At 38.4% G+C, this 26184-nt stretch carries 20 protein-coding genes; 7 read left to right on the top strand and 13 right to left on the bottom strand.

From position 1 onward, the window contains the following. From ACOKFG_RS03135 to ACOKFG_RS03125, 3 genes are read right to left on the bottom strand one after another with little or no spacing between them, the layout of a single operon-like run. Window positions 1-1686 (bottom strand): DUF6909 family protein, encoded by a 1686-nt coding sequence (locus ACOKFG_RS03135; RefSeq protein ID WP_298792827.1) that lies wholly within the window; start codon window positions 1684-1686, stop codon window positions 1-3. 57 nt (window positions 1687-1743) lie between these two features. After that, complete coding sequence (locus ACOKFG_RS03130; RefSeq protein ID WP_298792825.1) at window positions 1744-3240, bottom strand: GH3 auxin-responsive promoter family protein; 1497 nt, start codon at window positions 3238-3240, stop codon at window positions 1744-1746. Beyond that, window positions 3241-4113 (bottom strand): M23 family metallopeptidase, encoded by an 873-nt coding sequence (locus tag ACOKFG_RS03125; RefSeq protein WP_298792824.1) that lies wholly within the window; start codon window positions 4111-4113, stop codon window positions 3241-3243. Window positions 4114-4283: 170 nt separating this feature from the next. Between ACOKFG_RS03125 and tatA the strand changes: the two genes are divergently transcribed. The 3 genes from tatA to ACOKFG_RS03110 all read left to right on the top strand — a co-directional run bounded on the left by tatA (window position 4284) and on the right by ACOKFG_RS03110 (window position 7202). Further along, entirely contained in the window at window positions 4284-4478 is a 195-nt protein-coding gene (gene tatA / locus ACOKFG_RS03120) for a twin-arginine translocase TatA/TatE family subunit (RefSeq protein WP_163420762.1), read from the top strand. Between the two features lie 231 nt (window positions 4479-4709). Beyond that, a complete protein-coding gene (locus ACOKFG_RS03115; protein ID WP_422861844.1) occupies window positions 4710-6773 on the top strand; it encodes an OmpA family protein in 2064 nt (687 codons plus the stop codon). Window positions 6774-7031: 258 nt separating this feature from the next. Then, the gene (locus ACOKFG_RS03110; RefSeq protein WP_298792815.1) at window positions 7032-7202 is read left to right on the top strand and encodes a DUF6747 family protein; all 171 of its coding nucleotides are present in this window, start codon (window positions 7032-7034) and stop codon (window positions 7200-7202) included. Between the two features lie 88 nt (window positions 7203-7290). Here ACOKFG_RS03110 and ACOKFG_RS03105 read toward each other — a convergent pair whose 3' ends face one another. The 3 genes from ACOKFG_RS03105 to ACOKFG_RS03095 form a co-directional block, all read right to left on the bottom strand. Beyond that, on the bottom strand, window positions 7291-8277 hold the full coding sequence (locus tag ACOKFG_RS03105) for a DUF4837 family protein (protein ID WP_422861843.1): 987 nt from the start codon (window positions 8275-8277) through the stop codon (window positions 7291-7293). 12 nt (window positions 8278-8289) lie between these two features. Continuing rightward, the gene (locus tag ACOKFG_RS03100; protein ID WP_422861842.1) at window positions 8290-9921 is read right to left on the bottom strand and encodes a LysM peptidoglycan-binding domain-containing protein; all 1632 of its coding nucleotides are present in this window, start codon (window positions 9919-9921) and stop codon (window positions 8290-8292) included. 119 nt (window positions 9922-10040) lie between these two features. After that, window positions 10041-11231, bottom strand: coding sequence for a phosphoglycerate kinase (locus ACOKFG_RS03095; RefSeq protein ID WP_422861841.1), 1191 nt, complete (start codon window positions 11229-11231; stop codon window positions 10041-10043). Window positions 11232-11362: 131 nt separating this feature from the next. Between ACOKFG_RS03095 and ACOKFG_RS03090 the strand changes: the two genes are divergently transcribed. Beyond that, a complete protein-coding gene (locus ACOKFG_RS03090) occupies window positions 11363-12514 on the top strand; it encodes a DNA polymerase III subunit delta' (RefSeq protein ID WP_298792806.1) in 1152 nt (383 codons plus the stop codon). A gap of 13 nt (window positions 12515-12527) precedes the next feature. After that, entirely contained in the window at window positions 12528-12923 is a 396-nt protein-coding gene (locus ACOKFG_RS03085; RefSeq protein ID WP_298792804.1) for a DoxX family protein, read from the top strand. 19 nt (window positions 12924-12942) lie between these two features. Here ACOKFG_RS03085 and ACOKFG_RS03080 read toward each other — a convergent pair whose 3' ends face one another. From ACOKFG_RS03080 to ACOKFG_RS03050, 7 genes are all read right to left on the bottom strand, one after another. Continuing rightward, complete coding sequence (locus ACOKFG_RS03080) at window positions 12943-15405, bottom strand: hypothetical protein (protein ID WP_422861840.1); 2463 nt, start codon at window positions 15403-15405, stop codon at window positions 12943-12945. A gap of 185 nt (window positions 15406-15590) precedes the next feature. Further along, window positions 15591-16100, bottom strand: coding sequence for an OmpH family outer membrane protein (locus ACOKFG_RS03075; protein ID WP_299487004.1), 510 nt, complete (start codon window positions 16098-16100; stop codon window positions 15591-15593). 230 nt (window positions 16101-16330) lie between these two features. Further along, a complete protein-coding gene (locus tag ACOKFG_RS03070) occupies window positions 16331-17167 on the bottom strand; it encodes a class I SAM-dependent methyltransferase (protein ID WP_299487006.1) in 837 nt (278 codons plus the stop codon). Beyond that, window positions 17145-17690: a hypothetical protein gene (locus ACOKFG_RS03065; protein ID WP_422861839.1), complete on the bottom strand. Its 546-nt coding sequence runs from the start codon at window positions 17688-17690 to the stop codon at window positions 17145-17147. The genes ACOKFG_RS03070 and ACOKFG_RS03065 overlap by 23 nt, the downstream gene beginning before the upstream one ends. 94 nt (window positions 17691-17784) lie before the next feature. Then, complete coding sequence (gene mnmG / locus ACOKFG_RS03060; RefSeq protein ID WP_422861838.1) at window positions 17785-19653, bottom strand: tRNA uridine-5-carboxymethylaminomethyl(34) synthesis enzyme MnmG; 1869 nt, start codon at window positions 19651-19653, stop codon at window positions 17785-17787. A gap of 2 nt (window positions 19654-19655) precedes the next feature. Continuing rightward, a complete protein-coding gene (gene ybeY / locus ACOKFG_RS03055; protein WP_422861837.1) occupies window positions 19656-20075 on the bottom strand; it encodes an rRNA maturation RNase YbeY in 420 nt (139 codons plus the stop codon). Further along, complete coding sequence (locus tag ACOKFG_RS03050; protein ID WP_422861836.1) at window positions 20068-23481, bottom strand: hypothetical protein; 3414 nt, start codon at window positions 23479-23481, stop codon at window positions 20068-20070. Before ACOKFG_RS03050 ends, ybeY begins: the two co-directional genes overlap by 8 nt. 130 nt (window positions 23482-23611) lie before the next feature. On the opposite strand from ACOKFG_RS03050, the gene gltX reads away from it, so the two are divergent. Together gltX and ACOKFG_RS03040 are read left to right on the top strand one after the other, a co-directional pair. Next, on the top strand, window positions 23612-25129 hold the full coding sequence (gene gltX, locus ACOKFG_RS03045; RefSeq protein WP_299487018.1) for a glutamate--tRNA ligase: 1518 nt from the start codon (window positions 23612-23614) through the stop codon (window positions 25127-25129). A gap of 86 nt (window positions 25130-25215) precedes the next feature. Beyond that, on the top strand, window positions 25216-26145 hold the full coding sequence (locus ACOKFG_RS03040; RefSeq protein WP_298792787.1) for an SPFH domain-containing protein: 930 nt from the start codon (window positions 25216-25218) through the stop codon (window positions 26143-26145). The last annotated feature ends 39 nt before the right edge of the window (window positions 26146-26184 follow it).

Raw genomic sequence — 26184 nt, 5'->3', positions numbered from 1 at the left:
CTATCCGTTGAAAATTTGTTTTAAAATCCTATCCGTTATCAAATATGTTGGTTTTACGCCTGTTGTACCCAAACCCCCAGAGGCTAATGTACTTCCAGTTTCTAGTGGGTTATCCGAGGCATAATAGGCGTACCTAACTTTCACATCCTTCTTGATGCTTTTACGAATCTTGGAGGCTGATTGTATCGCTTTTTGGTAATGAACCCCTTCCATTTCCAGTCCGATAACACTCCATGTGGATTCATAGAAAAACTTTAAAATATCTTTGTTCTGCAATGAGGTTCCCAAAACGGTAACCATAGTTCCTTCCAAGACTTTTAATCCGTACCCTTCAAAATCTGCATCGCAAAGTTCGTTTTTAAATGGGTAATTATCGGCTGTTCCCTCAAAAATATGTGCGGAAGGAATCATTAAATCGCCTTTTCCACCTTCCAAAATACCTGCTTTGCCCATTATGGATATGGAATCTACGTTCAGAAATTGTTTTTGGTCGCCTTCTTCAATTGGTTTCAGCAGCTCGTCTATGGTTTCATAGGCCTGCTCCCCAAAGGCATAATCCATTACGAAAATAACAGGTTTTTCATCATTCGGCATTCCTTCTGGAAGGGAATAGCAACAGGTGTCCTTCCCAAATTTGGCGGAATCAAATATTTGTACATCAATATTGGCTCCAGAAGTATCATCAATGAAAATCATACCATTCTTTGAACCAATTTCCATAACCTTTTTTCTCAAGTCCTTGTTTCCTGAAGAACTTAATGCTTCATAGATGTCAAGAGATTTCGTAGCTGGGAATTCTTTAGAAAGTGCATTTTGAGCAAAAAGTGAATTCATAACACTGTGCATATTAGCGCTTATGATATGAATCGGTCTGTGCAATAAATTATTCTTTCTAAGGGTCTCTTTAATCAAGTTTGCCCATCGCTCCCCATGAATATGATGACCTAATCTTTCTCTGAGCAGAGGACTAAAGGTAATTGTACGTTTGTTCCCGGTTGTCTCTTCCTCAATTGCCAATTTTCCCAACCAAAACACCACATCCAAAAATCGGTCTGGGTATTGTGGTTCTTTAAGTTTGTTGTGAAGCTCAACTACTTCGTCAAAAGTTCGCCCAAGGATGTTGGCCGTATGAATCATCGCAATTTCCCTTTCTGCATCGTTCTTTTCCTCACTTTGGACAAAAGCGGCTAATTTATCCCAATCACGTATGGTAGCGGTTCCATCCTCTACCAAAACCCTTTTGCTGATTTTTCCTGATTCGATGAACAAAAAGGTAAGGTGGGTAAGAATATCATAGATGTCGCTTCGTCCTCTTGTTATCTCAATATTCATTTGCTCGTCATCGATGCGATAACAATTCCTTCGTCGCTTTGGTGGAACTATTGCCTTTAAGTGTGACTTGGAAAAACCTTCATCTGAAGTAAGGTTGATAAACCTACATTCTTCTATGCCCTGCGGAAGTCTTTCCAAAACATAAATAAGTCCATTGAGTTCAGCCCTATCCTCTGCAATTGAGCCATAAATTTCAGGTCTAAGTAATAGTAATGCGTTTCGTAATGCGTTTCCTGAAACCCCTGATGGCTTATAAAATCCACGATTGAGCAGATGCCTCATCGTAATGTACATGCGCTCTATGGCGTTAGTGGATTCTTGTGCTCGTGTAGTCTGTTTTACTTTGGTTGCCATAAATAGTTCTGGCAAAAATACATGAATTCCTACTAAAGTAGCACTGTTGTTTATTAACTAAAGTTGAAATGGTGTAAGGCCGTCTGCAACCTTTCTATCATTAGATAGTCTTTGAACCTTATTTTGTCCCCCTAATTTACCAATGGTCTTCATATAATCTTGGAATCCTCCCGCATGGATTTTAGTAATTTTAAGAGGTTGCAATATGTTTCCCTCTATCAAATCAAAATAGTAACTATTCTGTTTCTTCATACTCTCTTCAATTAAGTTTGAGAATTCCGGTAAATCGGTTGGGGGCTTTTCAAATTCAATAAACCACTCGTGATATGGTAATTCTCGGTTCTGTGGGGAAGTTTGAGGCGCCACTGTAAATTCATTTACCAAAGCATCTGTGTTTTCAATTGCGGTTTTTATCGCCTCTTCCACTTCTTTGGCAATAACATGCTCTCCAAAAGCAGATATAAAATGTTTTATCCTTCCCGAAACAATCACTCTATAAGGTTTTAAAGAAACAAACCGAATGGTATCTCCTATGTTATAGGCCCACAAGCCCGCATCGCTTGAGATAATCATCGCATAATCCACTCCAAGCTCAACATCTCCTATCGTATGCCGTTTTGGGTTTTCCGAGAAAAACTCATCAGCTTTAATGAATTCGTAGAAAATTCCAGAATTCAACAATAAAAGCATTCCCTCTTCTTTTTGAGAGTCTTGATACGCGAAAAAGCCTTCACTTGCAGGGAAAAGCTCAATACTATCTACCCTGCGGCCTATTAGATTTTCAAATTTTGCTCGATAAGGTTCATAATTAACTCCTCCATAAATAAAAAGCTGAAAATTCTTAAAGAGGTCTCCAACCTTCTTCTCAGTCTTGGAATTGAGTTTTTCAAAATACATTTGAACCCAAGATGGTATGCCAGCAATCACCGTCATATTTTGGTCCTCTGTTTCCTCAATGACCTTGTCCACTTTGGTTTCCCAGTCCTCTATGCAATTAGTCTCCCAACTAGGTAGTCTGTTTTTTTGTAAATAAGCCGGTATATAATGCGCTGAGATTCCTGAAAGCCTCCCTAATTTGATTCCGTTTTTTTCTTCAAGAATTGGGCTACCTTGTAAAAAGATCATCTTTCCATCTACAAAATCCGTATTTCCAGTCTCGTGAATGTAGGATAATATTGCATTTCTAGAGGCATCTATTTGATGCTTGATAGATTCTTTTGTAATAGGGATATACTTTGCCCCAGAAGTTGTACCAGAAGTTTTTGCAAAATAAATTGGCTTATTTGGCCAAAGAACATCATTTTTCCCATCGATTATCTGTTGAACATAACCCTTGAGTTCTTCGTAATCTCTAATAGGAACGTTTTTGCAAAAATCACTATGGTTATTAATCCAATGGAAGTTATGGTCTCTTCCAAATTGAGTTTCTTTTGCGGAATCAATAAGCTTTTGAAATGTTTTTTCCTGGGTTCTAACAGGATTATTAGCCCATTCCATTGTTTGCTTAGAAATATATTTGGCAAAAAGCTTTGCCCCAAATGCTTTTAAAGACATTTAATTGAAGTCGATATAATTTAATGGATTCACTGGTTTGCCCTTTCTCCAAAGTTCGAAATGTAAGTGTGGCCCTGTCGTAAGCTCTCCAGTATTTCCTATAGAGGCAATAATTTCTCCAGCTTTTACTAAATCTCCTTGCACTTTACTTAATGAACCGTTGTGTTTATACACCGAAGTTAAGTTGTTGTCCCGGTGTTCTATAATGATGACATATCCCGTTTCAGCGGTCCATTCAGAAAAAAGTACAGTTCCATCACCAATAGATTTCACAGGAGTATCTTTAGGAGCGACCACGTCTACTGCATAATGTTTGTTTTCCGGGTCGTATCGTTGTGATAATGTGCCACTAACCGGAGAAAACAACAAAGTCCCAACATTTTCAACATCCCTTTCGAACAAATTGTACTTATCCTCCAATTCAACCTCTTCTCTTAGTAACAAATCCTGACGAATGGGTGTCAGATCAACGCTTGAAGGGTCAAGTTTGTATTTTTCAAAGAGTGAATCGCGATTTACCTCATTATTCTCTATATCTCCCCGTAAAACAAGCCTTACATTGTCTAAATACCGATTGGTATAGTTTAGAACGGTAACCAAGGAGTCCGTTTTATAGGTCAATTCGGTCGCCTGCCTCTTCAATCTTGTTGAAGAATAGCCTGGGATATACTCCCTTAAGGGAGTAAATGCAATTATTAAGGTAGTAAGGCCAATAAGAACGATGATAAAAAGTGTTCCGGTCACAAAAACGTTTAATCTGCTCAATTTGAAGGATATCTTTTCCTCAAAAGTGCTTTCATTTAATATCACAAGCCGATACTTATGCAGCAGCTTGCGTTTTATCTCTTTTCTCTTTTTCTTGTCCCGTGCCATATTGGACAAAGATAACCCTTGATTTTTATTTTAGTTGTTAAGCATTTTAAAAAGCTTTGAATACACTTTTCCTCTCTAAGTATAGCCAATAATTACTAATTTTAGTTAATGATAAGGGGGCTTACAGTTCTTTTTAGTAATTTTATCCCTCATTTAAAGGTTTAGATGTTATGATTGCTCAAACTATTTTTCTTGGTATGCTGGGTCCTTGGCAAATTGTCCTTATTGTTTTGGTGGTTCTTTTGCTATTTGGAGGCAAAAAGATTCCTGAGCTTATGAGAGGCTTGGGCAGTGGCATCAAAGAATTTAAAGATGCTTCCAAAGAAGACGAAAAACTGGAAAGTGGCAAGGAGTCTGATTCCTAATTCCATTTATTTATAAAGGTTTTTCTTACGCAATCAATGTCCCGTATTTAAAGGGTTCATCGATAAAAAACCACATTTTTTAGGCTTACATGCCGAAAATTTCCCCTTTCACAACAAAAAGTTATTCACAGTATCCCCATATTCTATTTTAGCAGTTGAGACTTATGCCATTTTTTATGGCGTTTGTTGAGATTGTCAACCACCAACGTTTTTTGGTGTGATGGAAAGAATATGAAAAACCTCATTCTAACCCTAATTCTTTTAGGTTCTTTTGGGCTAAAATCCCAAGAGTTATCTCTTTCGCAGTTCGAAGATGCAGAGCTGTATTCGACTGAGGTTGCTTTTGAGGATAGTAGCACACCTATGCAGGCTCCCCTTGTAAGGCAGTTGGATGGGTTAAGCAACCGTGCACTTGCAAGGTTCATGAAGAAAAAGGGTGTTACCGAGAAACTCATCAGGACAGCAGACGAATATTATGACAAGATGTGGTTTGCCGAGGCAGCAAGGGTTTATGATGTGGTGTTAGAAAAAAGTAGTGCCAAACATACCTTCAAACTTCTTTCTAAAGCCGGTGATTCACACTACTACAGTGGAAATCTTGAAAAATCATTCAAATGGTACCACGAGCTATATGAATTATTCACCGATGAAATTTCAGCTGATCGCTTTTTTAAATACACTCATACCCTAAAAGGGACAGGGCGGTATCGTCGAGCGGCCAAACTCACTAAAATGTTTCGCCAAAAGAGAAACGAACCCTATCAGGATATTGATGACGGGCCAGTTACCTTTAAAAGTCCGGCACAAATAAAAATCAAAAACTTGGCCATAAATTCCAAGTATTCAGATTTTTCTCCTATGTTTCACAATGATTCCGAGGTCGTTTATGCATCAGCCTTGGATTCATCTTTTCTAACTACAAGGCGTTACCGGTGGAACAATCAACCATTTTTGGATTTATATGTGGCCAAAAGTGATGAAGAGGGGGAAGACCTAAGTGGTTCCAAAAAGTTTTCTAAAAAGATAAACACAAAATACCATGAGGCATCCGTTGCCTTTTCACCAGACCAAAAAACCATTTATTTTACGCGGAATAACTACGGAAAAAAGCTAAAACGGGGCAAAAACGGGGTAAATCACCTCAAAATATACCGTTCAAAATATGTGGATGGAGAATGGACAGAGGCCGTTTCCCTTCCCTTTAACAGTGAAAACTATTCCAATGGACACCCTTCAATAAGTCCTGATGGCAAAAAAATGTATTTTGTGTCTGATATGCCCGGAGGATACGGTGGCACTGATATATATACGGTTGATATCCTTGATAACGGGAGTTTCTCAAAGCCGCATAATTTAGGAAGAACCATAAACACCAGTAAAAAGGAGATGTTTCCTTACATCACTGAGAATGCACTTTATTTTTCTTCTGATAGAAATATGGGTATGGGTGGTCTGGATATTTACCAGGCCGATTATGCTGGAGATATTTTTGGCATTGCGGTCAATATGGGCGACCCCATAAATAGTAATAGGGACGATTTCTCCTATATTATTGATAAAAATGGGGAAAAAGGATATTTTGCTTCCAACAGAAAAGGTGGAAAAGGAGATGATGACATCTATTCCTTTAAGATTATTGAAAACCTGAATGCAATTTCTGGAACTGTTGAAGATGATGTTACTGGAGATCTCATTGCAGAAGCAACGGTAGCCTTATTCAATCGAGATAAAGTAATAGTCGCAGAAGCTAAAACTACACCGGAAGGGACTTATGTGTTCAAAAACTTGAAACCCTCTTCCAAGTATATTGTGAAAACGGTAAAGAAAGGATATTTTGAAAATGAGATAGAAGTTTCCACCAAGAATAATATCACCGTAAGTATTGATCAATCATTAAAGAAACTCGAGGAAATAATTGTTGAGGAGAAAAATGTCAAAAAGATTGAAACTGAAACCATTTATTTTGACTTTGACCGCTACAACATTAAAAGACAAGCTGCCAATGAGCTAGATAAATTGGTGGAGGTAATGCGGGAGTATCCAGATATGGTCATTAAAATAGAATCCCATACTGATGCCATAGGTAAAAAGGCATACAATAAATACCTTTCGGATAAACGCGCCAAGTCTACAAGAGATTATATCATATCCAAGGGAATTGACCCAATGCGAATACAAAGCGCAATTGGCTATGGCGAAGAACGATTGCTAAACGACTGCGGAAATGGCAAACGATGCCCGAGGGAAAAACATCAGGAAAACCGGCGATCAGAGTTCATAATAATTGATATGTGACGAAATAAATTAGTAAAAAGCCCCGAATCGGGGCTTTTTTTCTGTTCCCAATTCCCAATCATTGCATTACATCGATAGTACCACTCGATATAATGCTTTCGGCAGTGTGCATTTCGTCGATAAAAAGTTTTGTCTTGTGGGTTTTTAAACTTTTAGTGGGTTTTTATCATTCATTTTTGGTCTTTCATCTGGTTGTTTTTCAAACCATGCCAATTGACCCAATCTTTGTCATGTCTTTAAATCTTAAAAACTCGACTTATGAAAAAACTATTACTCGTAAAAGAAATTTATTTAGAAGGATTCCGAAACCTGGGACACTTTATAATTGAAAGATATTTTAAAATCTTTGCCTGGTTCAGTTTTGTAATGTTCTTTATTGTGCTTTACGCATTCGTATACAGAATTGCAACCGGATTTGCATTTGACTAAAAATCCCTTTTAAGCATTTAAAGAACAAAAAAGCCCAGAACATCTGGGGAGATTTTACTGGGCTTTTTTGTCTTGCTTAGTTCTTAGATTAAGAACCCTCTTTGAACTCAACCGTTTTTAAAATGGCTTCCAGTTCGAACATATAATCACGTTTTTCTTCAGAAGGGGCAAAAGTGAACCCTTCCAGTATTAACTTCCTATTGTGCTCTTTATCGTTTATAATGTAGGTCAAAAATGGACCTGCCATTGGGTATCCGTTAATTTCCCATACTCCTCTGGCTTCGGCTGCCTTTTTCCCACCAACTTGTGCAGGATAAATATACGGTGAGAAGGCTTTTTCTGTCATCATAAAGGTGCCTTCGTACGGTCCCGGGACATATTTCTTTCCTATGGAATCCCTCATTTTTACAATATCCGAAACAAAGGTGGAGTCGTTGGTAAAACTATTCCAAGGCATGGAATACGCCATAATGTTCATTGTGCCTTTTGGAATTTGAATATCCATCCACACAAAATTCTTTTCACGTTTTCCAAGTTTATAAAGCGATGGAACTTTTAAACTAATTCCAAGCTCTTCTTCAAAGGCTTTTTCCTTGTTCAACGAACGGGTAAAGCGTCTTTGGGCCTCTTCAATTTCAACCTTTTTATATGCAGCAATGGCCATTCCCGCCAATGAGTCAATACTATGGGCAAAGTCGTTATAGGATTCTCCCTTGATTACCGCAATTTTTTGAGGCTTGGCATATACGTTGGTTTTTATATGCGCTAGTGAGAAGGTATCCTGCTCCACAAAAAGCACAGACCTAGAATAGGCAGTGGCTCCCTTAAATACCTGGGGAGGAATCTGCGTAATTGTAAATTTGGGTTCGCTTTGCGGAAGTCCACGTATCGGTGCTGCAAAATGCTCCCTAATTTTGTCCCCAACACCGCCTTTCCACAATTCGGTGTCCATCACAACCATCAAAGAATTGATTCCGCCAGTAGAAGGAGGAAGAAATCGTTTTTTAGGCCCATTATCACAGGAAAACATTGCCAAGGCTAGAATGGCAATGTATAGTGTTCCAAATTTTTTCATCTTGCTTTAAATTTACGAAGAACAATCGCACAATTTCAGTTTTGTGCCAGGTTTTAGGTTATTACTACTAAGACCGTTCCATTCTCGTAAATTCTCAATAGAAACCCCAGGATATTTTCTTGAAATGGTCCAAAGCGAATCACCTTCCTGCACTGTATGTACTTTTGTCCCACCAGCCACAGTTCCAGAACTTGATTTAGATGTCTTCGTTTTCGCTACGGCTTGCTTTGAGATATATGGTTTTCTAGGGAAAATTGTAAGTCGCTGGCCAATTCTCAGATTGTTGCTTCTTAAGCCGTTCCATCTTTTAATTTGGCTCACACCAACGCCATAACGTTCAGCGATCCTACCAAGATAATCACCACTTCTCACTTTGTACCTTATTTGGTTTTTTGTCTCAACCAATTGTGGCAAAGGTTTTTCCGAAGAATCCAATTCCTTTTTTGCGAAGGCATATATCGCTTCCTCATTGCTCACAAACTTGCCAATTTTGGTGATCGGCAATCTGAGCGTATATGTTTTTCCTTTAATTTTAGGAATAATGTTCAATTTGTAAGATGGATTCAGCATTTCCAATTCTTCAACACTTATATCCACCAACTTCGAAATCTGATCAAAAGTGATAACGTTTTTTACATGGACCGTGTCGGTTTCAAAATAGGGGCGTTCGGCCTTTTTGTACTGTAAACCATGCTCTTCAGCATACTCAAAAAGGTACATTGTTGCCAGAAACGCAGGAAGGTATCCTGCTGTTTCACGTGGAAGGTTTCTTCGAATGTTCCAATAATTCTTATATCCTCCGGATCGTCTGATTGCTTTGTTCACATTTCCAGGGCCTGAATTATACGCTGCCAAAGCCAAATCCCAATCATTGAAAATATCATGCAGTTTGGCCAAATATTTACTTGCCGCTTTTGTTGCCAAAATCGGGTCATGTCTCTCATCCACATAGCTGCTTACCTCCAGACCGTACATTTTACCTGTGCTGTACATAAATTGCCACAGTCCTTTTGCGCCTACTCTTGACCTAGCTCTTGGATTCAGCGCTGACTCAATAATGGCCAAATATTTTATTTCTAGCGGAATATCATTATTGTCCAATTCTTGTTCAAAAAGCGGAAAATAAAATTGACTTGCCGTAATCATGCGCTGCATCAAATCCTTTTTCCGAACTAAAAATGATTTGATCACACTTTCCAAGGATGGGTTATAGGAAATATTGAAAGGTGTTTTTTCATCCATAAGTGCCAATCGGGCCTTTAACGTATCTGTGGGCAAATCCACAATGTCAAATTCTTCGGTTGACGGGTTTTGAACCTCTAACAACATCTCGCTAAACAACTGTGCACTGGCATGCAACTCCTTCAACCACAAACTATCATAATTCCTAGCTTCTTGCAGATCTCTTAGATTGAACTTATTGTCCTTATCCGCTTTTACAATTGGTTGCCCATCAATTTGATCTGAAGTGATTTTTAGATTTCCTATTGACTGGATTGAAAGAGAATCTTTATTGAAATCAGCAGGCAATTCCTTTTTGGCTTCTTGCTGATTTACAATTAAGGAATCAGCCTCTTGAGCGCAAAGAAGCGAAGCTGAAAAGAGTAGTGTCGCCGAAAAGGCGATTTTAAATTTTTGGTTCATTTTGGACAAGGTTTGGTTTTGGGGCAAACGAAAATGGTGTTTTTTTCCGAAATATTAAAGTTTTCGGTCTAAAACATCTCTTAAAATAGCGCCTTGCCTATTAGTTCATAACGTGGGGATTAGCTCAATATTGCAGCTATCCCAGGTAAGGTTCTTCCCTCCAAACTTTCGAGCATGGCGCCCCCTCCGGTAGAAACGTAGCTCACTTTATCTTGAAAGCCAAATTGCTTGACCGCGGCAACGGAATCACCTCCGCCTACAAGCGAAAAAGCACCATTCTGTGTAGATTCATCAATAAAGTTTCCAATGGCTTTAGTGCCTTTTGCAAAATTTTCCATTTCAAAAACTCCGACTGGCCCGTTCCACAGTATCGTTTTCGATTCCAGAATCACTTTTTTGAAGTTTTCCAAGGATTGCGGTCCGGCATCAAGCCCTTGCCATCCATCAGGAATTTCATTTACGTCCACAAACTGAGTATTTGCCTCATTGTCAAAAGCATCAGCTGCAAGAACATCCACTGGCAAATGAATTTTTACTCCCTTGGCATCGGCTTGCTTCAAAATACTAAGCGCCAATTCCATTTTATCATCTTCACAAATAGAGTCTCCTACTTGACCTCCTTGTGCTTTGACAAAGGTGTAGGTCATTCCCCCTCCAATAATCAAATTGTCGACTTTATCAAGAATGTTTTCAATAATGGTAATTTTTGAAGATACTTTTGCTCCACCTAAAATTGCAGTAACAGGTTTCTCTCCAGTCTGCATTACTTTTTCAATAGACTTGATCTCTTTAGCCAACAGATATCCAAAGCATTTATTTCCAGGAAAGTAATTGGCAACGATAGTCGTTGAGGCGTGCGCCCTATGTGCTGTGCCAAAGGCATCGTTTATATAAATATCTCCATTTTTGGATAGGGCCTCGGCAAAAGTTTCGTCTCCTTTTTCTTCTTCAGCATGAAATCGAAGGTTTTCCAACAATAGCACTTCTCCATTTTGGAGTTCAGCAATAGATTTAGCAACTTCATCTCCTACAGATTCGTTTACAAATTTTACCTGCACTCCAATAATTTCAGAAACCTTTTCGCAAATATGGGATAGTGACATGTCAGGATTCACTTGTCCTTTTGGTCTGCCTAAATGACTCATTAGCACTGCGCTTCCACCATCTTCCAACACTTTTAAAATGGTTGGGGTTGCGGCTTCAATTCTACTGGTGTCTGTTACATTAAACTCCCCGTCCAATGGAACATTGAAATCGACACGTATTAAGGCTTTTTTATCTTCAAAATTATAATCGTCTATGGTCTTCATCTGTTTGATTTTATGCAAGATCAAATGTAAAGATTTCCTGCTTTTCTACTTGGGCCAGCTGGCCATATTTTTAAAGTTCCAACAAAAAAAGTGTTTCATACACCAGAACCTAAAAAATGTATCTTTGAAATATGCTATTTAAAGAAGTTTTGGGTCTTGAGCACATCAAAAGTCATTTGGTGTCTACAGCTAAATCTGGCAGGGTAGCCCATGCCCAATTGTTCGTGGGAAAGGAAGGCAGTGGAACGCTGCCCATGGCCATAGCGTATGCGCAGTATCTGCTTTGTAGCAATTCCGGAGGGGAGAATGAAGGGGAAAATGTTCTTTGCAACACCAAGTGCAATTCGCTTACTCATCCTGATCTGCACTTTGCATTTCCAGTAGCCAATTCTGATAAGATAAAATCCCATGCAGTAAGTGATAATTATGTGGATGATTGGCGACAGTTTGTAAAAGAACAGCCTTATGGAAATCTGTTTGACTGGTATCGGCTTATTGGAACCGAAAAAAAACAGGGACAGATAGGCGTTGACGAAGCTTTGGATGTGGTGAAGAAACTAGCTTTGAAGTCTTATGAAGGCGGGTATAAAATTCTGATTATTTGGATGGCTGAAAAGATGAACATCTCAGCGTCCAATAAGCTTTTGAAGTTAATCGAGGAACCCCCAGAAAAAACGGTCTTGCTTTTAATTGCTGAAGATGAAGAGCAAATTATAAACACTATCCGTTCGCGATGCCAGATTTTACATTTTCCACCTCTTTCGGAGAGTGCAATTGTCGAAGGTTTACTTAACAAGGGATTAGAAGAGTCCGAAGCCAATTCCATTGCACATGAGGCGAATGGTAATTTTAACAAAGCTCTGGATTTGATGAACAATGATTCGGAAGACCTCGTATTTGAGCGTTGGTTTGTGCAATGGGTAAGGAGTGCTTTTAAGGCCAAAGGAAATAAGGGTGCCATCCAAGAACTGATTTTATGGAGTGATGAAGTGGCCAAAACGGGAAGGGAAGTCCAAAAGCAGTTTTTAAATTACTGTTTAAGGGCAATGCGGCAGGCACTTTTGTTAAACTATCAAGCGAACGAGCTCGTGTATCTAAAGATACATCTGGAAAAGTTTGATCTTTCGAAGTTTGCTCCTTTTGTCCATGAGAACAATATTGAGCAAATTGTTGAGGAATTGGAAAAGGCTATTTTTCACGTGGAACGGAATGGGAACTCCAAAATTATATTTACAGATCTGTCGATAAAACTAACACGTCTTTTGCATACAAAGGCGGCCTAAAAAATAACTGACCATGGAATATATCTTCACAAATACCACCCAAATTTTACTGCTGCTTTTCTTAACCATTACCTTCTTGCAAAGTGGTATTGACAAAATCATGGACTGGAAGGGAAACCTGACTTGGCTTATTGGTCATTTCTCCAAAAGCATTTTTAATGGAGCGGTGCCTGTCCTGTTAGGAATTATATTATTGCTGGAAATGGTTGCTGGAATTTTATGCGCTGTTGGTGCTTTTCAATTTATTGCCGCGGGAGAAAGCGATATGGCCTTTTGCGGAGCACTACTTTCTGCTATAACTCTTTTATTTTTGCTTTTGGGGCAACGTGTAGCTAAGGATTATGAAGGCGCAAAAACAATCGTTGTATATTTTATTCCCACCATCTTTTTGATTTATCTCCTACAATAGGGTTTTTTAAACCCGTTATTTATTCTTTAACCGAGAATTTCATTGTCGCATGGCCAATGGCCCCTTCATCGGAAATTGCCTCAACACTTATGATGTAATCTCCAGGAATGTCTCCATTATAAAAACTTTCGGACACCATTCCCGTCCCGTCGGAAATCAAATCTGGGTTCCAATAAATCAATGACCGTAAATCGGGCTGTTGTTCATTTCTAGGAATGTCCACATCATATTTTGGTGAATAGAATTCCTTTATTGGCGAGAAAACTTCTATTGTAGCATCGAAATTCTCATGTATTGGTTTAACCGTACCTTGAAGGCCTATCTTCCCCTTTGTGTTTATAGAAATAATATGGCCCACATATGGTGCTTGTAAAACATTGGTTTCTGGGAATACGGTCAAATACCTGGATTTAAAGAATTTAGCAAATTTTATCAATTCTATGTTTTCAATAATTCCTGCTGGCATTTGAGGTACAAAATCATATTCATGTCGCTGAATCATCCTACCGTCCACCATCAACAAAGTTGGCCCTCCTGCAATATGTGCTAGCATAAAACCATCCGAATACCGTTCTATCTGAACTTCATTGCCGTAATTGGCCATCAGAATACTATATAACCCGTAAGTCCATTTTTTTTGTCGTTGCACCAATGAATCTCCTCGAATTATAACATCCGGCACTCCATATTTTTCATAGAACTTAATTCGTTCAGAATCCAGTTTATAATCTTCAACAATTACCTCATCCAGTTGAGTTACCCCATAAAGCGAATCCAATATTTCTTCTGTTCTTTTCCTTCTTTTTTCTCCTTCCAAAAAGAGGGAAGCCGTAGTATCTCCCTCTTGCAGAAAAGGATTGTATTTAAAAACAGCTTTCGGCTTTGAAAAAGTATCTATTATTATGGTGTGGTTTTTTATTCTTTTCCCGTTTTTATCAGCACTTAGCAAAGTCTTTATGGGCTGACCAAATGCATCGTCCAACAAAAATTGGAAGTTCCCTAGGTTATCTGTTCTTTGGGTATATATGGTGGTTTCCTTCCCAAAGGTGGTCAATGTCAAATCCAACTCATTTTCTTTTTTGTTATTAGAGGAAGTGATATTGACTTTACCTTTTACCATTAGCCCAGGCTCGGGCCAAAAAAATTGATTTCCTTGTTTTTTAGCTGGGTATTTGTAGTTGCGCCAACCTTGTGTTAGCAGTAATACTTCTAAATCAGTGTTACGGCTAGGGTTTGTTTTATTGAAATAATGCCCTGGGTTTTCAATGACACCTCTGAGTTCGGATTCTAAATAAAAATATGATCGAATGGATCTGTCCAACCCTTTACGCCATAAGTTTTTGTTGATCACCTTAATTGAAAGATTTGCAAATGATGGGTCCTCACCACTTTTTGCAAGCTGAATATTCAACTTTGTTCTTGCACGCCGGTCATATTCCCTTTGATCGGTGGACAGCTTGAGCTGAAGTTCATCACCGGATTCATTATAAACAAGTCGCTCGGCAATTGACTTACCTTCTTTATTAATCAATGTAAAAACGATGATTCCATCAGGAAGGCTTTTTGACTGCACCTCGGAAACAAGTTTTCCATTTTCCAGTTTTCCTTCAATAAGAAAATAATCCACAGCTCTACAGCTCACCTTAACAGCGATACTATCATTTTGATTGGTTGAGGTTATACGCAGTCTTAACTTTTTCGGTACTTTTTCAATAGATATAATGCTACCCTGCTGCATCACCTTTGGTAATTTGATTATCCTCTTTGTGCTAAAATTGGTTTTTGAAATCAACTGTGCGCGATAGTGTTTGGTGCTATCAGGTACTAAATAGAAAAAACCCATGCCTAGGGAGTTGCTTTCAAAAGCGACTATTTCCTTTCCCCTATCATCTAAAATAGTTCCATTAACTTTTCTCGCTTTTCCATTAAAACCTATGGCTTTAAAAGCCACCTTGCTCATGAGTCCATGAACCATTTTGCCGCTTTCAGGGAAAAATTGCAAATCGATGTTGTCATGAGGTTCAACCGAACCAGATAACTGAAGTTTGCTTTGCTCATGTTGGGCAGCTTGCAAACCAAGCCTGTTTTGGTTGGTCAGCTGATAAACCATTAAGTCTTGTTTGAACATATGATTTTCTCCAAAATTTCTATTCCATTGTGTATAGGCCCTTATCAAAAATTGACCATTAAACTTTGGAAAAATCCTAAAGGAACCATGACCAATGCCATTGGTTAGCTTAACTATTCTATGTGAAACAATTTCGCCATTGGAGTCAATCAAGTCAACATAAAGTACTCCACTCCGTTCGGTTGGAAGATGGTCTCTGGAGTCTGTGACAATCGCCTTGAACCATATATCTTGATTTGTGGTGAATTTAGTTGAACTGAGTTGTAAGTATATTTTTTCTGGTTCAAGCCCATTTCTAGTATAATCATCTGAAATCTGTGAAGACAAAGCAAAGCTCCATAGTATACAGGTCAAAAAAAACGAATTTGGACCACTCTTAACTCGACAAAAAATACAATTGGCCATGGCTTATTTTAGAGCACATTTAAGCTACAAAATTAGAAGAAATCCTCGTTGGGTTTTGGGATATATTTGGCAAAGGGAAACAAAAAAGCCCACTCTAATAGAGTGGGCTTTTCAATTTTGTGATTCTACTATGTTTATTTCTTGTATTTATCATTCAAGATTTTTAGCACCGCATCGGTAAGGTTCTGCGCATCTTTTCCATATAATACTGCGCCACCATCTCCACCTCCTAGAATGTAGGTATAGGCATTTGCTTCGCCATAAGCTTTAATTTCTTTTTTTACTTTACTCACCAAAGAATCCATTTCTGTTTGACTGTTCTTTTGCAGTTGTTGTTCCTCTTGCTGCAATTGTTGGCCAACAAATTGTCCTCTTTGCTGCAATATTGCATATTCTTCTTGAGCACTTTTCTGTGACATTTTTTGCGCCTTTGCCTGGAATGCTTGAAGTTCTATCTGAAATGCCTGGGAAATACTATCCCTCTTTTTTCCCAATACTTCTGCTCTAGCCTTGAACTTAGCTTCGACATCAACCTTCTCTTGGTAGCCATCCATTAGCTTCACATTGTCTACATATCCAATTTTGTCCTGTTGACAAGAAGCTGTTATTAAAACAACTACTAGTAATACTATGCTTTTTTTCATTTCTCTTATTTAATGATGCGCAAAAATAGAAAAGCTTTTTTAATGGTTGTTATTATCCCCAAAGTAATCCTAAAGGTTGGTTTGTGAGTCAATAGAAAATAATTATTGCCCTGGTGGTTTTAAATCAATAATGTTGATTTTGTCGGGCTGCGGAAATGGCCTTTAGAGCTAGTTTCTCTTTATGCGGAGAGAATTCGCTTATCATTGGTATAAAACTGCATAGAAAGCACCTAAAAGCTAGTTTTTCGTCTAATGATATAAATAAGGGAAGAATACTCTTTTGAAAAATACGCTTTGATGTTTGACCAAAGACCGATACCGAAAGCTTTTATCATATAAATTTTGCTGCCTTTGTATTTTTCGGAAAGTAGTGAAACATAAAAAGCATCAAAAAGCATTGGTCTAACGGATATGACTTCCATATCATGCTTGTCGAAAAGACGTACAATTGAAGTTTTTGAAAAATGCCATAAATGTCTAGGAACATCATAAGCTGCCCAGTGCTGCCCATAATGCTTAGCGTCGAAAGATTTATAGTTCGGAACGGCAATAATCAAAGTCCCATCTTCATTCAGCAAGTTTTTAAATAGTTTTAGCTGATCATCCAAATTAGGTAGGTGCTCAAGAACATGCCATAAAGTAATTACATCAAACTTCTCTCCTTCAATTTCAGAGGGATGGGAAAACAACTGTATCCCCTTTTTTAAAGCATTGTCTCTGGCTATTTTACTTGGTTCTATTCCATTGATTTCGAATCCATTAGCCTTTGATTCAATCAAAAAATCACCTGTTCCCGCACCAAAATCCAAGAGTTTTTTAGATTTAACTATCTGATTATCAGCTATTTTAATCTTTTTTTTAATGTTGTACCTCTTTACCCACTGGTATAATCTATCCGTCAGTGAAGCCACGGAATCCGTATGGGAAATATATTCCTTACTATTATAATAGGAGGCCGTATCATTTGGTTGGGGCTGTGTTACAAGCATATCAAGTTCTGCATCATAATGCAGATCGAAACTTTCCCCGGATACTGAAAAATCCTTAGTTCTTAAAAACAACTTCATTATAATTGACTGTATTCAAATACTCATTTTTCAGTTGACCAAGATACGTTAAAAGCTTTTGTTTATAGGGTGAGTTTTCATGTAAGCAATCTTGTTCTTTATCACTAAAAACTTCAATTGCTAGATACCAGTTTCCAATTCTTGAAGTATGAACATCTTCGAACACCGGATCCATTTCAGTAGTTTGACTGAGGATTCCATCCATAACCAAAGGAATGAGATTTATCGTTTTGGTTGGTATTTCTACCTCATAGAAAGAGAAAAAGAACTCTTCCCCATCCAATTCAAATGGAATTTCTACATCTACATAGTAGTCATTCAAATCAAATTTTGTGTTGATGTAGTCGTAAAACTCATTTTCTTCTTTTGGGTCTTCAAATATGAACATGGTTTTCTTTGGAAGTCCTTTTTTAAATTTCTTCCCTTTAACAACCCTATAGTCTTTAATTGTTGGGGCTATCCTCAATGGGATACATGAATTGTAAGCCATTAGAAATATTAATGGTAGTAGCATTTTACGCATGGCTGATAATCGATTTGTATCATCGAATCAAAAACCAAGCCATAAAGTCCCTAAAAGGAGTGATTAAAATTGTTCCACGTGGAACAAAAAATACCTATCGCCCTAAAAATACAAGAAGGACGCTTATGTCAGATGGGGAGACCCCGCTTATCCGTGAAGCTTGAGAAATAGTAACCGGTCTTATTGCTTCCAGCTTTTCTCTAGCTTCAAAAGACAAAGATTTTAGCTTGGAATAGTCAAACCCTTCTGGAATCTTCACATTTTCAAGTCTATGTAGCTTATCGGCATTGTTTTTTTCCTTTTCGATGTATCCAGCATACTTTACCTGAATTTCAGCTTGTTCTAAAACTTCAGCATTAATTTGGTTCTCTTTCACAAAATTAGAAACTGAACCCAAGCTTAACATATGATCCATTGTTACCTTGGGTCTAGAAAATACTTTAAAAAGTTTATCGGATTGTTTAACCGTCGAAGAGGCAACAGACTCAAGTATCGGATTAATCTCATCAGGAACAAAGCTTGTCTTTCTAAAAAACTCGACAAAACTATCTGATTGCTTTTGTTTGTTCTCCATTAGTTCCATGCGCTGATTGGTTGCTAAACCAATCCCAAAACTTTTTGGGGTTAGCCTAAGATCGGCATTGTCTTGACGAAGTAAAGTTCTATACTCAGCTCTAGATGTAAACATACGATATGGCTCTTCCGTTCCTTTAGTGATTAGGTCATCTATAAGAACACCAATATATGCCTCATCTCTTTTTAATATAAAAGGCTCTTTCTCGTTTATTTTTAAATGCGCATTTATTCCAGCCATCAGCCCTTGAGAAGCCGCCTCTTCGTATCCTGTGGTTCCATTGATCTGACCTGCAAAGTATAGGTTGCTTACCAATTTTGTCTCTAAAGTATGCTTCAGTTGTGTTGGAGGGAAATAATCATATTCAATTGCATAACCTGGTCTAAAGAACTTTACATTTTCAAATCCTTTAACCGACTTCAGTGCTTTATACTGTACATCCTCTGGAAGTGATGTAGAGAAACCATTCACATAGACCTCAACAGTGTGCCATCCTTCTGGCTCTACAAAAATTTGATGCGAGTCTTTCTCAGCAAAGCGATTTATTTTATCTTCTATGGACGGGCAATATCGTGGTCCTATACTTTGGATTCTTCCATTGAACATTGGTGAACGGTCAAATCCCTCACGTAACAAATCGTGAACTAAAGCACTTGTGTGCGTCATATGACAATCCCGCTGTTCTTTTAAAATAGGAGTCTTTAGATAGGAAAACTTATCGGGTCTTTCATCACCTGGTTGCACAATCATCTTAGAATAATCCAATGATCTTCCATCCACTCTAGGTGGCGTACCAGTTTTCATTCTTCCGCTGTCGAAGCCGAAATCAACCAATTGCTCGGTTATACCCGTTGCTGCCTTTTCACCAGCTCTGCCGCCTCCAAATTGCTTCTCCCCAATGTGGATTAAGCCGTTTAAAAAAGTGCCGTTGGTCAGTACAACTGCCTTTGCCTTGATATCTATTCCAAGAGATGTCCTAACCCCCACAACCCTGTCCTTTTCTACTAACAAGCCGGAAACCATTTCTTGATAGAAATCCGCATTTTGGGTGTTCTCTAAAGCTAATCGCCATTCTTCAGCAAAACGCATCCTGTCGTTCTGTGCCCTAGGACTCCACATGGCCGGACCTTTAGACTTATTGAGCATTTTAAACTGTATGGCAGACTTATCAGTAATAATCCCACTATACCCACCAAGTGCATCAATCTCCCTAACAATCTGTCCCTTAGCTATGCCACCCATAGCCGGATTACATGACATCTGCCCAATAGTCTGCAGGTTCATCGTGACCAACAATGTCTTGGAGCCCATGTTAGCAGCGGCAGCCGTCGCCTCTGCCCCTGCATGACCTCCACCAACAACTATAACATCATATTCCTTCTCAAACATATCTATGGTTCCACGTGGAACAATTTAATCTTTTCGTTCTCCTTTTTTCGCATCAATTTAATTTCGTCTTCACCTTTATCCTTATAACCGATAAGGTGTAATACTCCATGACTCATAACCCGTAAAAGCTCTTCTTGACAATCAACATTAAAGCTAACCGCATTGTCTTTAACTCTATCAATCGAGATAAATATATCTCCCGAAATAAGCTTTTCCTCAGAGTAATCGAAAGTAACAATATCAGTAAAAGTGTCGTGGTTTAAATATCTTTGATTCATCTCCAACAAATAATCATCTGAGCAAAATATGTAGTCAACCTTACCCGTTTCCCTCCCTTCAGATTCTATAATCCTAGTTATCCAGTCGGAGTATTGCGTTAGTTCTTTTAAACTGAAGTTTGTTTCAAAATGGAAATCAATCATTCTTAAAATAAACCTTTACCTTCTTGTCGTAATTTTGCCGCAAAGGTAATGCTTGTCTATTTAATATTTCAACATCATTGCCAAGCTCCTCCAGCACCCCAGGTTTAGTTATAATTGGATTCGTAAACTGGCCTTGATTAGTGGTGCTTTTTCTTTCCTTTTGTTTACCCTGTTTTAAAGAAGCGTTCTTCAATTTCAACAGTTGATGCTGTATGGTGTTAGCCTTGCTACGTGTTCGTTGTGTGATACCGTTTTGCAAAAGGTCATTCTCAAAATTTTCCATTTGCTGGATCAACTTCTTTGCCAAGTTTCTGTCGGCAGTATCTATCATATCCTCTAACTGTTTCTCCAGTTGCTCCCTCAGAAACTGTTGTTCCTTATATATCTCATAAATCTCGCTCAACCCCATTTCATTGTCTCCATCTTGGCCATTTTCCCCTTGCCCGTTCTCGCCGGCTCCATTCCTTCCATCGCCACCTTTATCCGAACCATCTCTATCTTTTGAGTTCCCCCCATTGCCTTCCTGGCCAGACTCTCCCTCCTTAACCTGTCCCTGTTTGCCCGGTTTCCCAGATTCACCACTTTGTCCCTCGCCCTCGCTATTCATCTTCTTTCCAATTCCCTCTTGTCCCTCTATTATATCCGGCAATTGAAAATCACCTCCACCCTGACCACTTCCCTGACCGGACTGCATGCTTTGCTGCATGTTGTCTAAAACATTTGCTAAAAAATCCGCTAAAGCATTAGTGGAATTAACAACATATTGTTGATGGGAAGCCCCTTGAAAAATTTGATTATCCGCAATACTTTCTAACGATTTATCTATGTTATAATATACCTCCGTAATCTGTTCATTGACAAACTCTGACAGCTCTGCCCTCCGTAAGGAAAGTGCAAACAAACTATCATCAACATGTTCAAACAATCTCTTCAACTCCTTTTGGTCTCGAACTGTTCTTGAAAATTGGGAAACATCAACGTCAGCATTCTCAACATTCTCAAGTAAGCCCTCCTGTTTAAAAGAAAAAGTAACAAGATTATCCAGAATTTGCCTTAGCATCTCGGCATCCTCGGCATCTGATGAACCACCCCCGCCTGCGGCGCTTTGCTGCATTGACTTACTCATTTCTTTCATCTTCTGCGCTGCCGACTTTTGCTTTTGGGATGCTTTGGTAGTAGAATTTTTATCCCCTTCTTCATCTTGAACCTCTTTATCATTCTTATCCAATTCCTCTAAAGCTTCCTTTTGATCCTTTTTAACAGATTCCTGTTTTTTATCAGACACATCAATTTCAATTGGTTTTTTCAAATCCGCATTGTCCCGTTTCAAATCATCTATCTCTTTTGAAAGTTTTTCGAATTCTTTATTAAGCTCTTCCTGTTTCTTAACTTCCTTTTCCGCCTTATCTTGCTCGCCTAATTTCTCCTGTTTATCACCAAGCTTTTCCAGTTCTTTGGATAGTTGAGACATCTTCTCCGTAACATAATATCGTTTTGTAAGCTCTAATATCTGCTCTAAATTTCTTGCTCCGGCATTTTGCTTTTTACCCAGCTCTTCCAGTTTCTTCTTTAACTCCTCCTTGTTAATTTTATCCGATAGTTTATTCAATTCCTCCAGAAGCTTTTCATTCTTCTTCGCTTCCAATTCTTGCCGCTCTAACCTTTCTTGAAGCATTCTCTTCATTTCATCAGAAGACTCATCGTTATTCAAGCTCTCCTTCAATTGCCGGCTAAATTTCTCCATCAATTTATCCTGCTCTTCCTGTTTTTTTAAAAAGTCCTTTATTTCATTTTTATCATCAAAGTCTATGCTGCTACCCTCCTTTTGCTTATCATTGATTCTAGAGAGTGTTTCTTGTTGTTCCCTATACTTTTCGAGTGATTTATCCCAGTTCTTTAAAACGCTTTCCTGAAAACCTAACTCTCTGTTTTTTAGCTGATTATCGTCATATAACGATGTGTCAAAGAGCCTACTCCTTGCAACCTTACCACCTCTAAGTCCGTCATTATCAAGTACTTCGAAAAACAATTTATAATTCTTCCCTTCATCCAATTGAAAACCTGACGGAAAAGTATAGTAGAACTGATGCACATTTGAATTAGGTGATTCCAGAACTATACGCTGAACATTTTCTCTATCATCCAAGGGGTAGCAAACAACAGATATGGTTTTAACCTTATAATCGTCGGAGACCTGCCCTGTGAAAAATGATTGGTTCGGATTAATAGAGTCCATTATTTGCTCAACTTGAATTACAGGGTAAGCATCCTTAATTACCTCTAATTGATATCCAAGTCTCTCAAAGCTTTCAACATTAGAATTGGAAGTGCTCAATTCATACATGAAATCGTTACTTATTCGACGGCTCTTTGTAAAAACATTTCCATCCTTGACAAAAACAATTGATGTATCTACTATCGACATCTTAATTTCTTCGACATTCTTTCCTTCTATCTCCCATGTAACACTTGTTCCTTCAGGAACAACGGCATTACCGGTTCCTGTAACAACATCAGAAGGCCGGTTTAGGTAGCCAGGGTAATTCAAGCTCATCTTGAAATCAACAAGTGAAGGGGTGCTATAGCTTTTTACAGAATAAATTCTAGAATCCCACCCATTGGCGGTAAGGTAAAAATTGCTTTCGGTAACGGGAGCCTCAAACTTGTAAGTGAATATCCCTTCAGTCTTTTGCAACAGCATTTGTTCACTATCAACCACAATGAACACGTTCTCCGGTTTAACATCCCCGATTGTTTCCACCTGAACTGTTAATGCCTCATTGTCGAGCACTTCCAATTTCTCATTTAACAACCTAAATGTAAAGGGCGCCGGTTGTTCATATGCCACATCATAGTTTACAACCCTAGTGTACGAATTAACAAAATCCACAATATTCCCAGAGATCCAGACAATGCCAAGTATTATCAAAGGAATTACAGCATACTTAATATAACCTAGACTGTCTTTAAAATCAATAGCATTTGCGAATCTAAACTTACTCAGGTCATGACTCTTTTGCTCGATACTCGCCAATAACAACTCAGACTTGTTATTGTTCTCGGAAAGCTCCAATAGATTATATAACTTATCGTCTATATTTGGAAAGTGTTTGCCAATCAGGTTTGATGCTTCCTTATTGGACAAGCCCTTCTTTAATTTGAAGAGGTAAAATATAGGAGTCAAAATAAACTTATACAAAAGAGACAGCTCCACAGCAACGAAAACAACAAACAAAAACAATCTCCAATTCTGGTTCAGCCAAAGCGAATACTCCAAGAACATTATAGCCAAAGCAAAAAGAAGTCCTAGCGCCAGAAATAAAATACTTCCGCTCACCAAACGTTTTAAGTAGAACTTTCTACTAAACTCGTTCAGTTTCTTTATAATGTTGTTGTAAGCTTCCAACTTTGGTCTTATTTACTACCAAGATACCTGTTAGCTTGGAATTGTCCTGAAAACATTTTGTTAAATCAAGATCTCATTCCAGTTTTTTGCTGCTTAAGCAAATAGTATCTTTGCGATTCAAAATCTTATGATGAGTCAAAAAGTTCGGGTTCGATTTGCTCCCAGTCCCACAGGACCTTTGCACATTGGTGGTGTCCGTACCGCCCTTTTCAACTATCTGTTTGCTAAAAAACATAACGGAGATTTTGTGCTTCGTATTGAGGATACCGATCAGAATAGATATGTTGAGGGAGCCGAAGATTATATTATCGACGCTTTAAATTGGTGTGGCATTCCTTTTGACGAAGGGCCTGGAAAAGAGGGTGAAGTAGGCCCATATCGGCAAAGCGAGCGCAAACATTTATACCAAGACTATGCGCTAAAATTAATAGCAGCTGGGCATGCATACTACGCCTTTGACACACAGGAAAATTTGGATTTTCATCGAAAAGACCATGAGGCAAAAGGCAAAACATTCATCTACAATTGGCATAACCGTTTAAAGCTTTCAAATTCTCTTTCATTGACTTCCCAAGAAGTTCAACAAAAATTGAATGCGGGTGAGGACTATGTTATTCGATATAAATCTCCCCAAGATGAGACTTTGATTCTGAAGGACATTATCCGAGGGGAAATCAAAATAGACACGAACGTTCTAGATGATAAAATCCTTTTCAAAAGTGATGGCATGCCAACCTATCATTTGGCCAATATTGTCGATGATCATCTTATGAAAATTACCCATGTAATCCGTGGTGAAGAATGGCTTCCTTCCTTAGCATTGCATCAACTACTTTACAATTCGTTTGGATGGGATGCTCCTCAGTTTGCCCATCTTCCATTGATTATGAAACCTGTCGGAAAGGGGAAATTGAGCAAACGGGACGGCGAAAAAGGAGGGTTTCCAGTTTTTCCATTATCCTGGAATGAATCCCAAGGTTACCGTGAATCGGGGTTTTTTCCTGAAGCGGTAGTCAACTTTTTAGCGCTTTTAGGATGGAATCCAGGCACAGAACAGGAACTGTTCTCATTGGATGAATTGGTTCAAGCTTTCAGTCTAGAGCGCGTCAATAAATCCGGAGCACGATTTGATCCTGAAAAAACGAAGTGGTACAATCATCACTACTTGCAGACTAAAAGTGATTCAGCCCTTGCATCTGCTTTTATAGGATATCTTCAAAATAGCTCCCCATCTCTATCCGAATTAGCCGTCAACCATGATCATGTTGAAAAGGTAGTTTCCTTGATCAAGGAACGAGCAAACTTTATTTCGGATTTTTGGAGCCTTTCAAGCTTCTTTTTTGAAGCCCCTAACACCTACAATGAAAAAATGGTGAAAAAACAATGGAAGGAAGATACGCCTCAACTTATGCAAAACGTTGCTAATATTTTAAATAGTTGCAACAATTTTAATTCTGCCCATATTGAAGCCCAGGTTAAAAACTGGATTACGGAACAGGAGCTTTCCTTTGGAAAAGTCATGGGACCATTAAGATTGATTATTGTGGGCGATATGAAAGGCCCACATTTGTTTGATATTTTGGAAATGATTGGCAAAGAAGAAAGTCTAAAACGGATTTCTACCGCCATCAATTCTCTTGGCAATTGAACAATCTGTAACAAAACTTGATTGTTAGCTACTCATATCTTACAGTCTTTTTGTACTTTAACTTCTTAACTTAAAACTTATCTGTCATGAATCTAGCATACCTCATCCCAATATTACTTGTTGCAGGTTTTATCTTTTTCTCATTAGTCTTTATTGTTAAGCAGCAAACTGCAGTTTTGATAGAGACTTTTGGTAAGTTTACAAGTGTGCGCCATTCAGGGATACAATTTAAAATTCCATTTGTGCAGCGCATTGCTGCCCGCGTGGGATTAAAAATCCAACAATTGGATGTTATTATTGAAACCAAAACTTTAGATGATGTTTTTGTAAAACTTAAGGTGTCCGTTCAATATGTTGTAATCAAAGAAAAAGTTTACGAAGCATTTTACAAATTGGAATATCCCCACGACCAAATTACTTCTTATGTTTTTGATGTAGTGCGTGCCGAAGTTCCAAAAATGAAATTGGACGACGTGTTCGTAAAAAAAGATGACATCGCTATTGCCGTAAAATCAGAATTGCAAGATGCGATGCTAGACTACGGTTACGACATCATAAAAACCCTAGTAACAGATATTGATCCTGATGCTCAGGTAAAAGAGGCCATGAACCGAATCAATGCCTCGGAACGTGAAAAAATTGCAGCACAGTTTGAGGGTGACGCCGCTAGAATCCTAATTGTGGAAAAAGCTAAGGCCGAAGCTGAAAGTAAAAGATTGCAGGGACAGGGTATTGCTGATCAACGTCGCGAAATAGCCCGAGGGCTTGAAGAGTCTGTTGAAGTTTTGAACAAAGTTGGCATCAATTCGCAAGAAGCATCTGCTTTGATTGTTGTTACCCAACATTACGATACTTTACAATCCATCGGAGAAGAGACCAATACCAATCTAATCTTACTTCCAAACTCTCCCCAAGCAGGTAGTGATATGTTAAATAATATGGTTGCATCATTTACGGCGAGCAATATGATTGGAGAGCAAATGAAGAAAACAGGAACCACAAATAAAAAAGAGTAAAACCCAACAATCATCCAAATAAAAAAGGGAGCAATATTG

The organism is Flagellimonas rhodophyticola, from assembly GCF_049332665.1.
Taxonomy (GTDB): Bacteria; Bacteroidota; Bacteroidia; order Flavobacteriales; family Flavobacteriaceae; genus Flagellimonas.
This window is presented reverse-complemented; position numbering and strand designations above follow the sequence as displayed.

Excerpts from the sequence above, each read along its gene's own strand:
- ACOKFG_RS03090 (WP_298792806.1), top strand. The coding sequence starts at position 11,363 with ATGCTATTTAAAGAAGTTTTGGGTCTTGAGCACATCAAAAGTCATTTG.
- ACOKFG_RS03100 (WP_422861842.1), bottom strand. The coding sequence starts at position 9,921 with ATGAACCAAAAATTTAAAATCGCCTTTTCGGCGACACTACTCTTTTCA.
- tatA (WP_163420762.1), top strand. The coding sequence starts at position 4,284 with ATGATTGCTCAAACTATTTTTCTTGGTATGCTGGGTCCTTGGCAAATT.
- ACOKFG_RS03070 (WP_299487006.1), bottom strand. The coding sequence starts at position 17,167 with ATGAAGTTGTTTTTAAGAACTAAGGATTTTTCAGTATCCGGGGAAAGT.
- ACOKFG_RS03110 (WP_298792815.1), top strand. The coding sequence starts at position 7,032 with ATGAAAAAACTATTACTCGTAAAAGAAATTTATTTAGAAGGATTCCGA.
- gltX (WP_299487018.1), top strand. The coding sequence starts at position 23,612 with ATGAGTCAAAAAGTTCGGGTTCGATTTGCTCCCAGTCCCACAGGACCT.
- ACOKFG_RS03115 (WP_422861844.1), top strand. The coding sequence starts at position 4,710 with ATGAAAAACCTCATTCTAACCCTAATTCTTTTAGGTTCTTTTGGGCTA.
- ACOKFG_RS03065 (WP_422861839.1), bottom strand. The coding sequence starts at position 17,690 with ATGCGTAAAATGCTACTACCATTAATATTTCTAATGGCTTACAATTCA.
- ACOKFG_RS03130 (WP_298792825.1), bottom strand. The coding sequence starts at position 3,240 with ATGTCTTTAAAAGCATTTGGGGCAAAGCTTTTTGCCAAATATATTTCT.
- ACOKFG_RS03095 (WP_422861841.1), bottom strand. The coding sequence starts at position 11,231 with ATGAAGACCATAGACGATTATAATTTTGAAGATAAAAAAGCCTTAATA.
- ACOKFG_RS03040 (WP_298792787.1), top strand. The coding sequence starts at position 25,216 with ATGAATCTAGCATACCTCATCCCAATATTACTTGTTGCAGGTTTTATC.
- ACOKFG_RS03085 (WP_298792804.1), top strand. The coding sequence starts at position 12,528 with ATGGAATATATCTTCACAAATACCACCCAAATTTTACTGCTGCTTTTC.
- ybeY (WP_422861837.1), bottom strand. The coding sequence starts at position 20,075 with ATGATTGATTTCCATTTTGAAACAAACTTCAGTTTAAAAGAACTAACG.
- ACOKFG_RS03125 (WP_298792824.1), bottom strand. The coding sequence starts at position 4,113 with ATGGCACGGGACAAGAAAAAGAGAAAAGAGATAAAACGCAAGCTGCTG.
- ACOKFG_RS03105 (WP_422861843.1), bottom strand. The coding sequence starts at position 8,277 with ATGAAAAAATTTGGAACACTATACATTGCCATTCTAGCCTTGGCAATG.
- ACOKFG_RS03135 (WP_298792827.1), bottom strand. The coding sequence starts at position 1,686 with ATGGCAACCAAAGTAAAACAGACTACACGAGCACAAGAATCCACTAAC.
- ACOKFG_RS03075 (WP_299487004.1), bottom strand. The coding sequence starts at position 16,100 with ATGAAAAAAAGCATAGTATTACTAGTAGTTGTTTTAATAACAGCTTCT.
- mnmG (WP_422861838.1), bottom strand. The coding sequence starts at position 19,653 with ATGTTTGAGAAGGAATATGATGTTATAGTTGTTGGTGGAGGTCATGCA.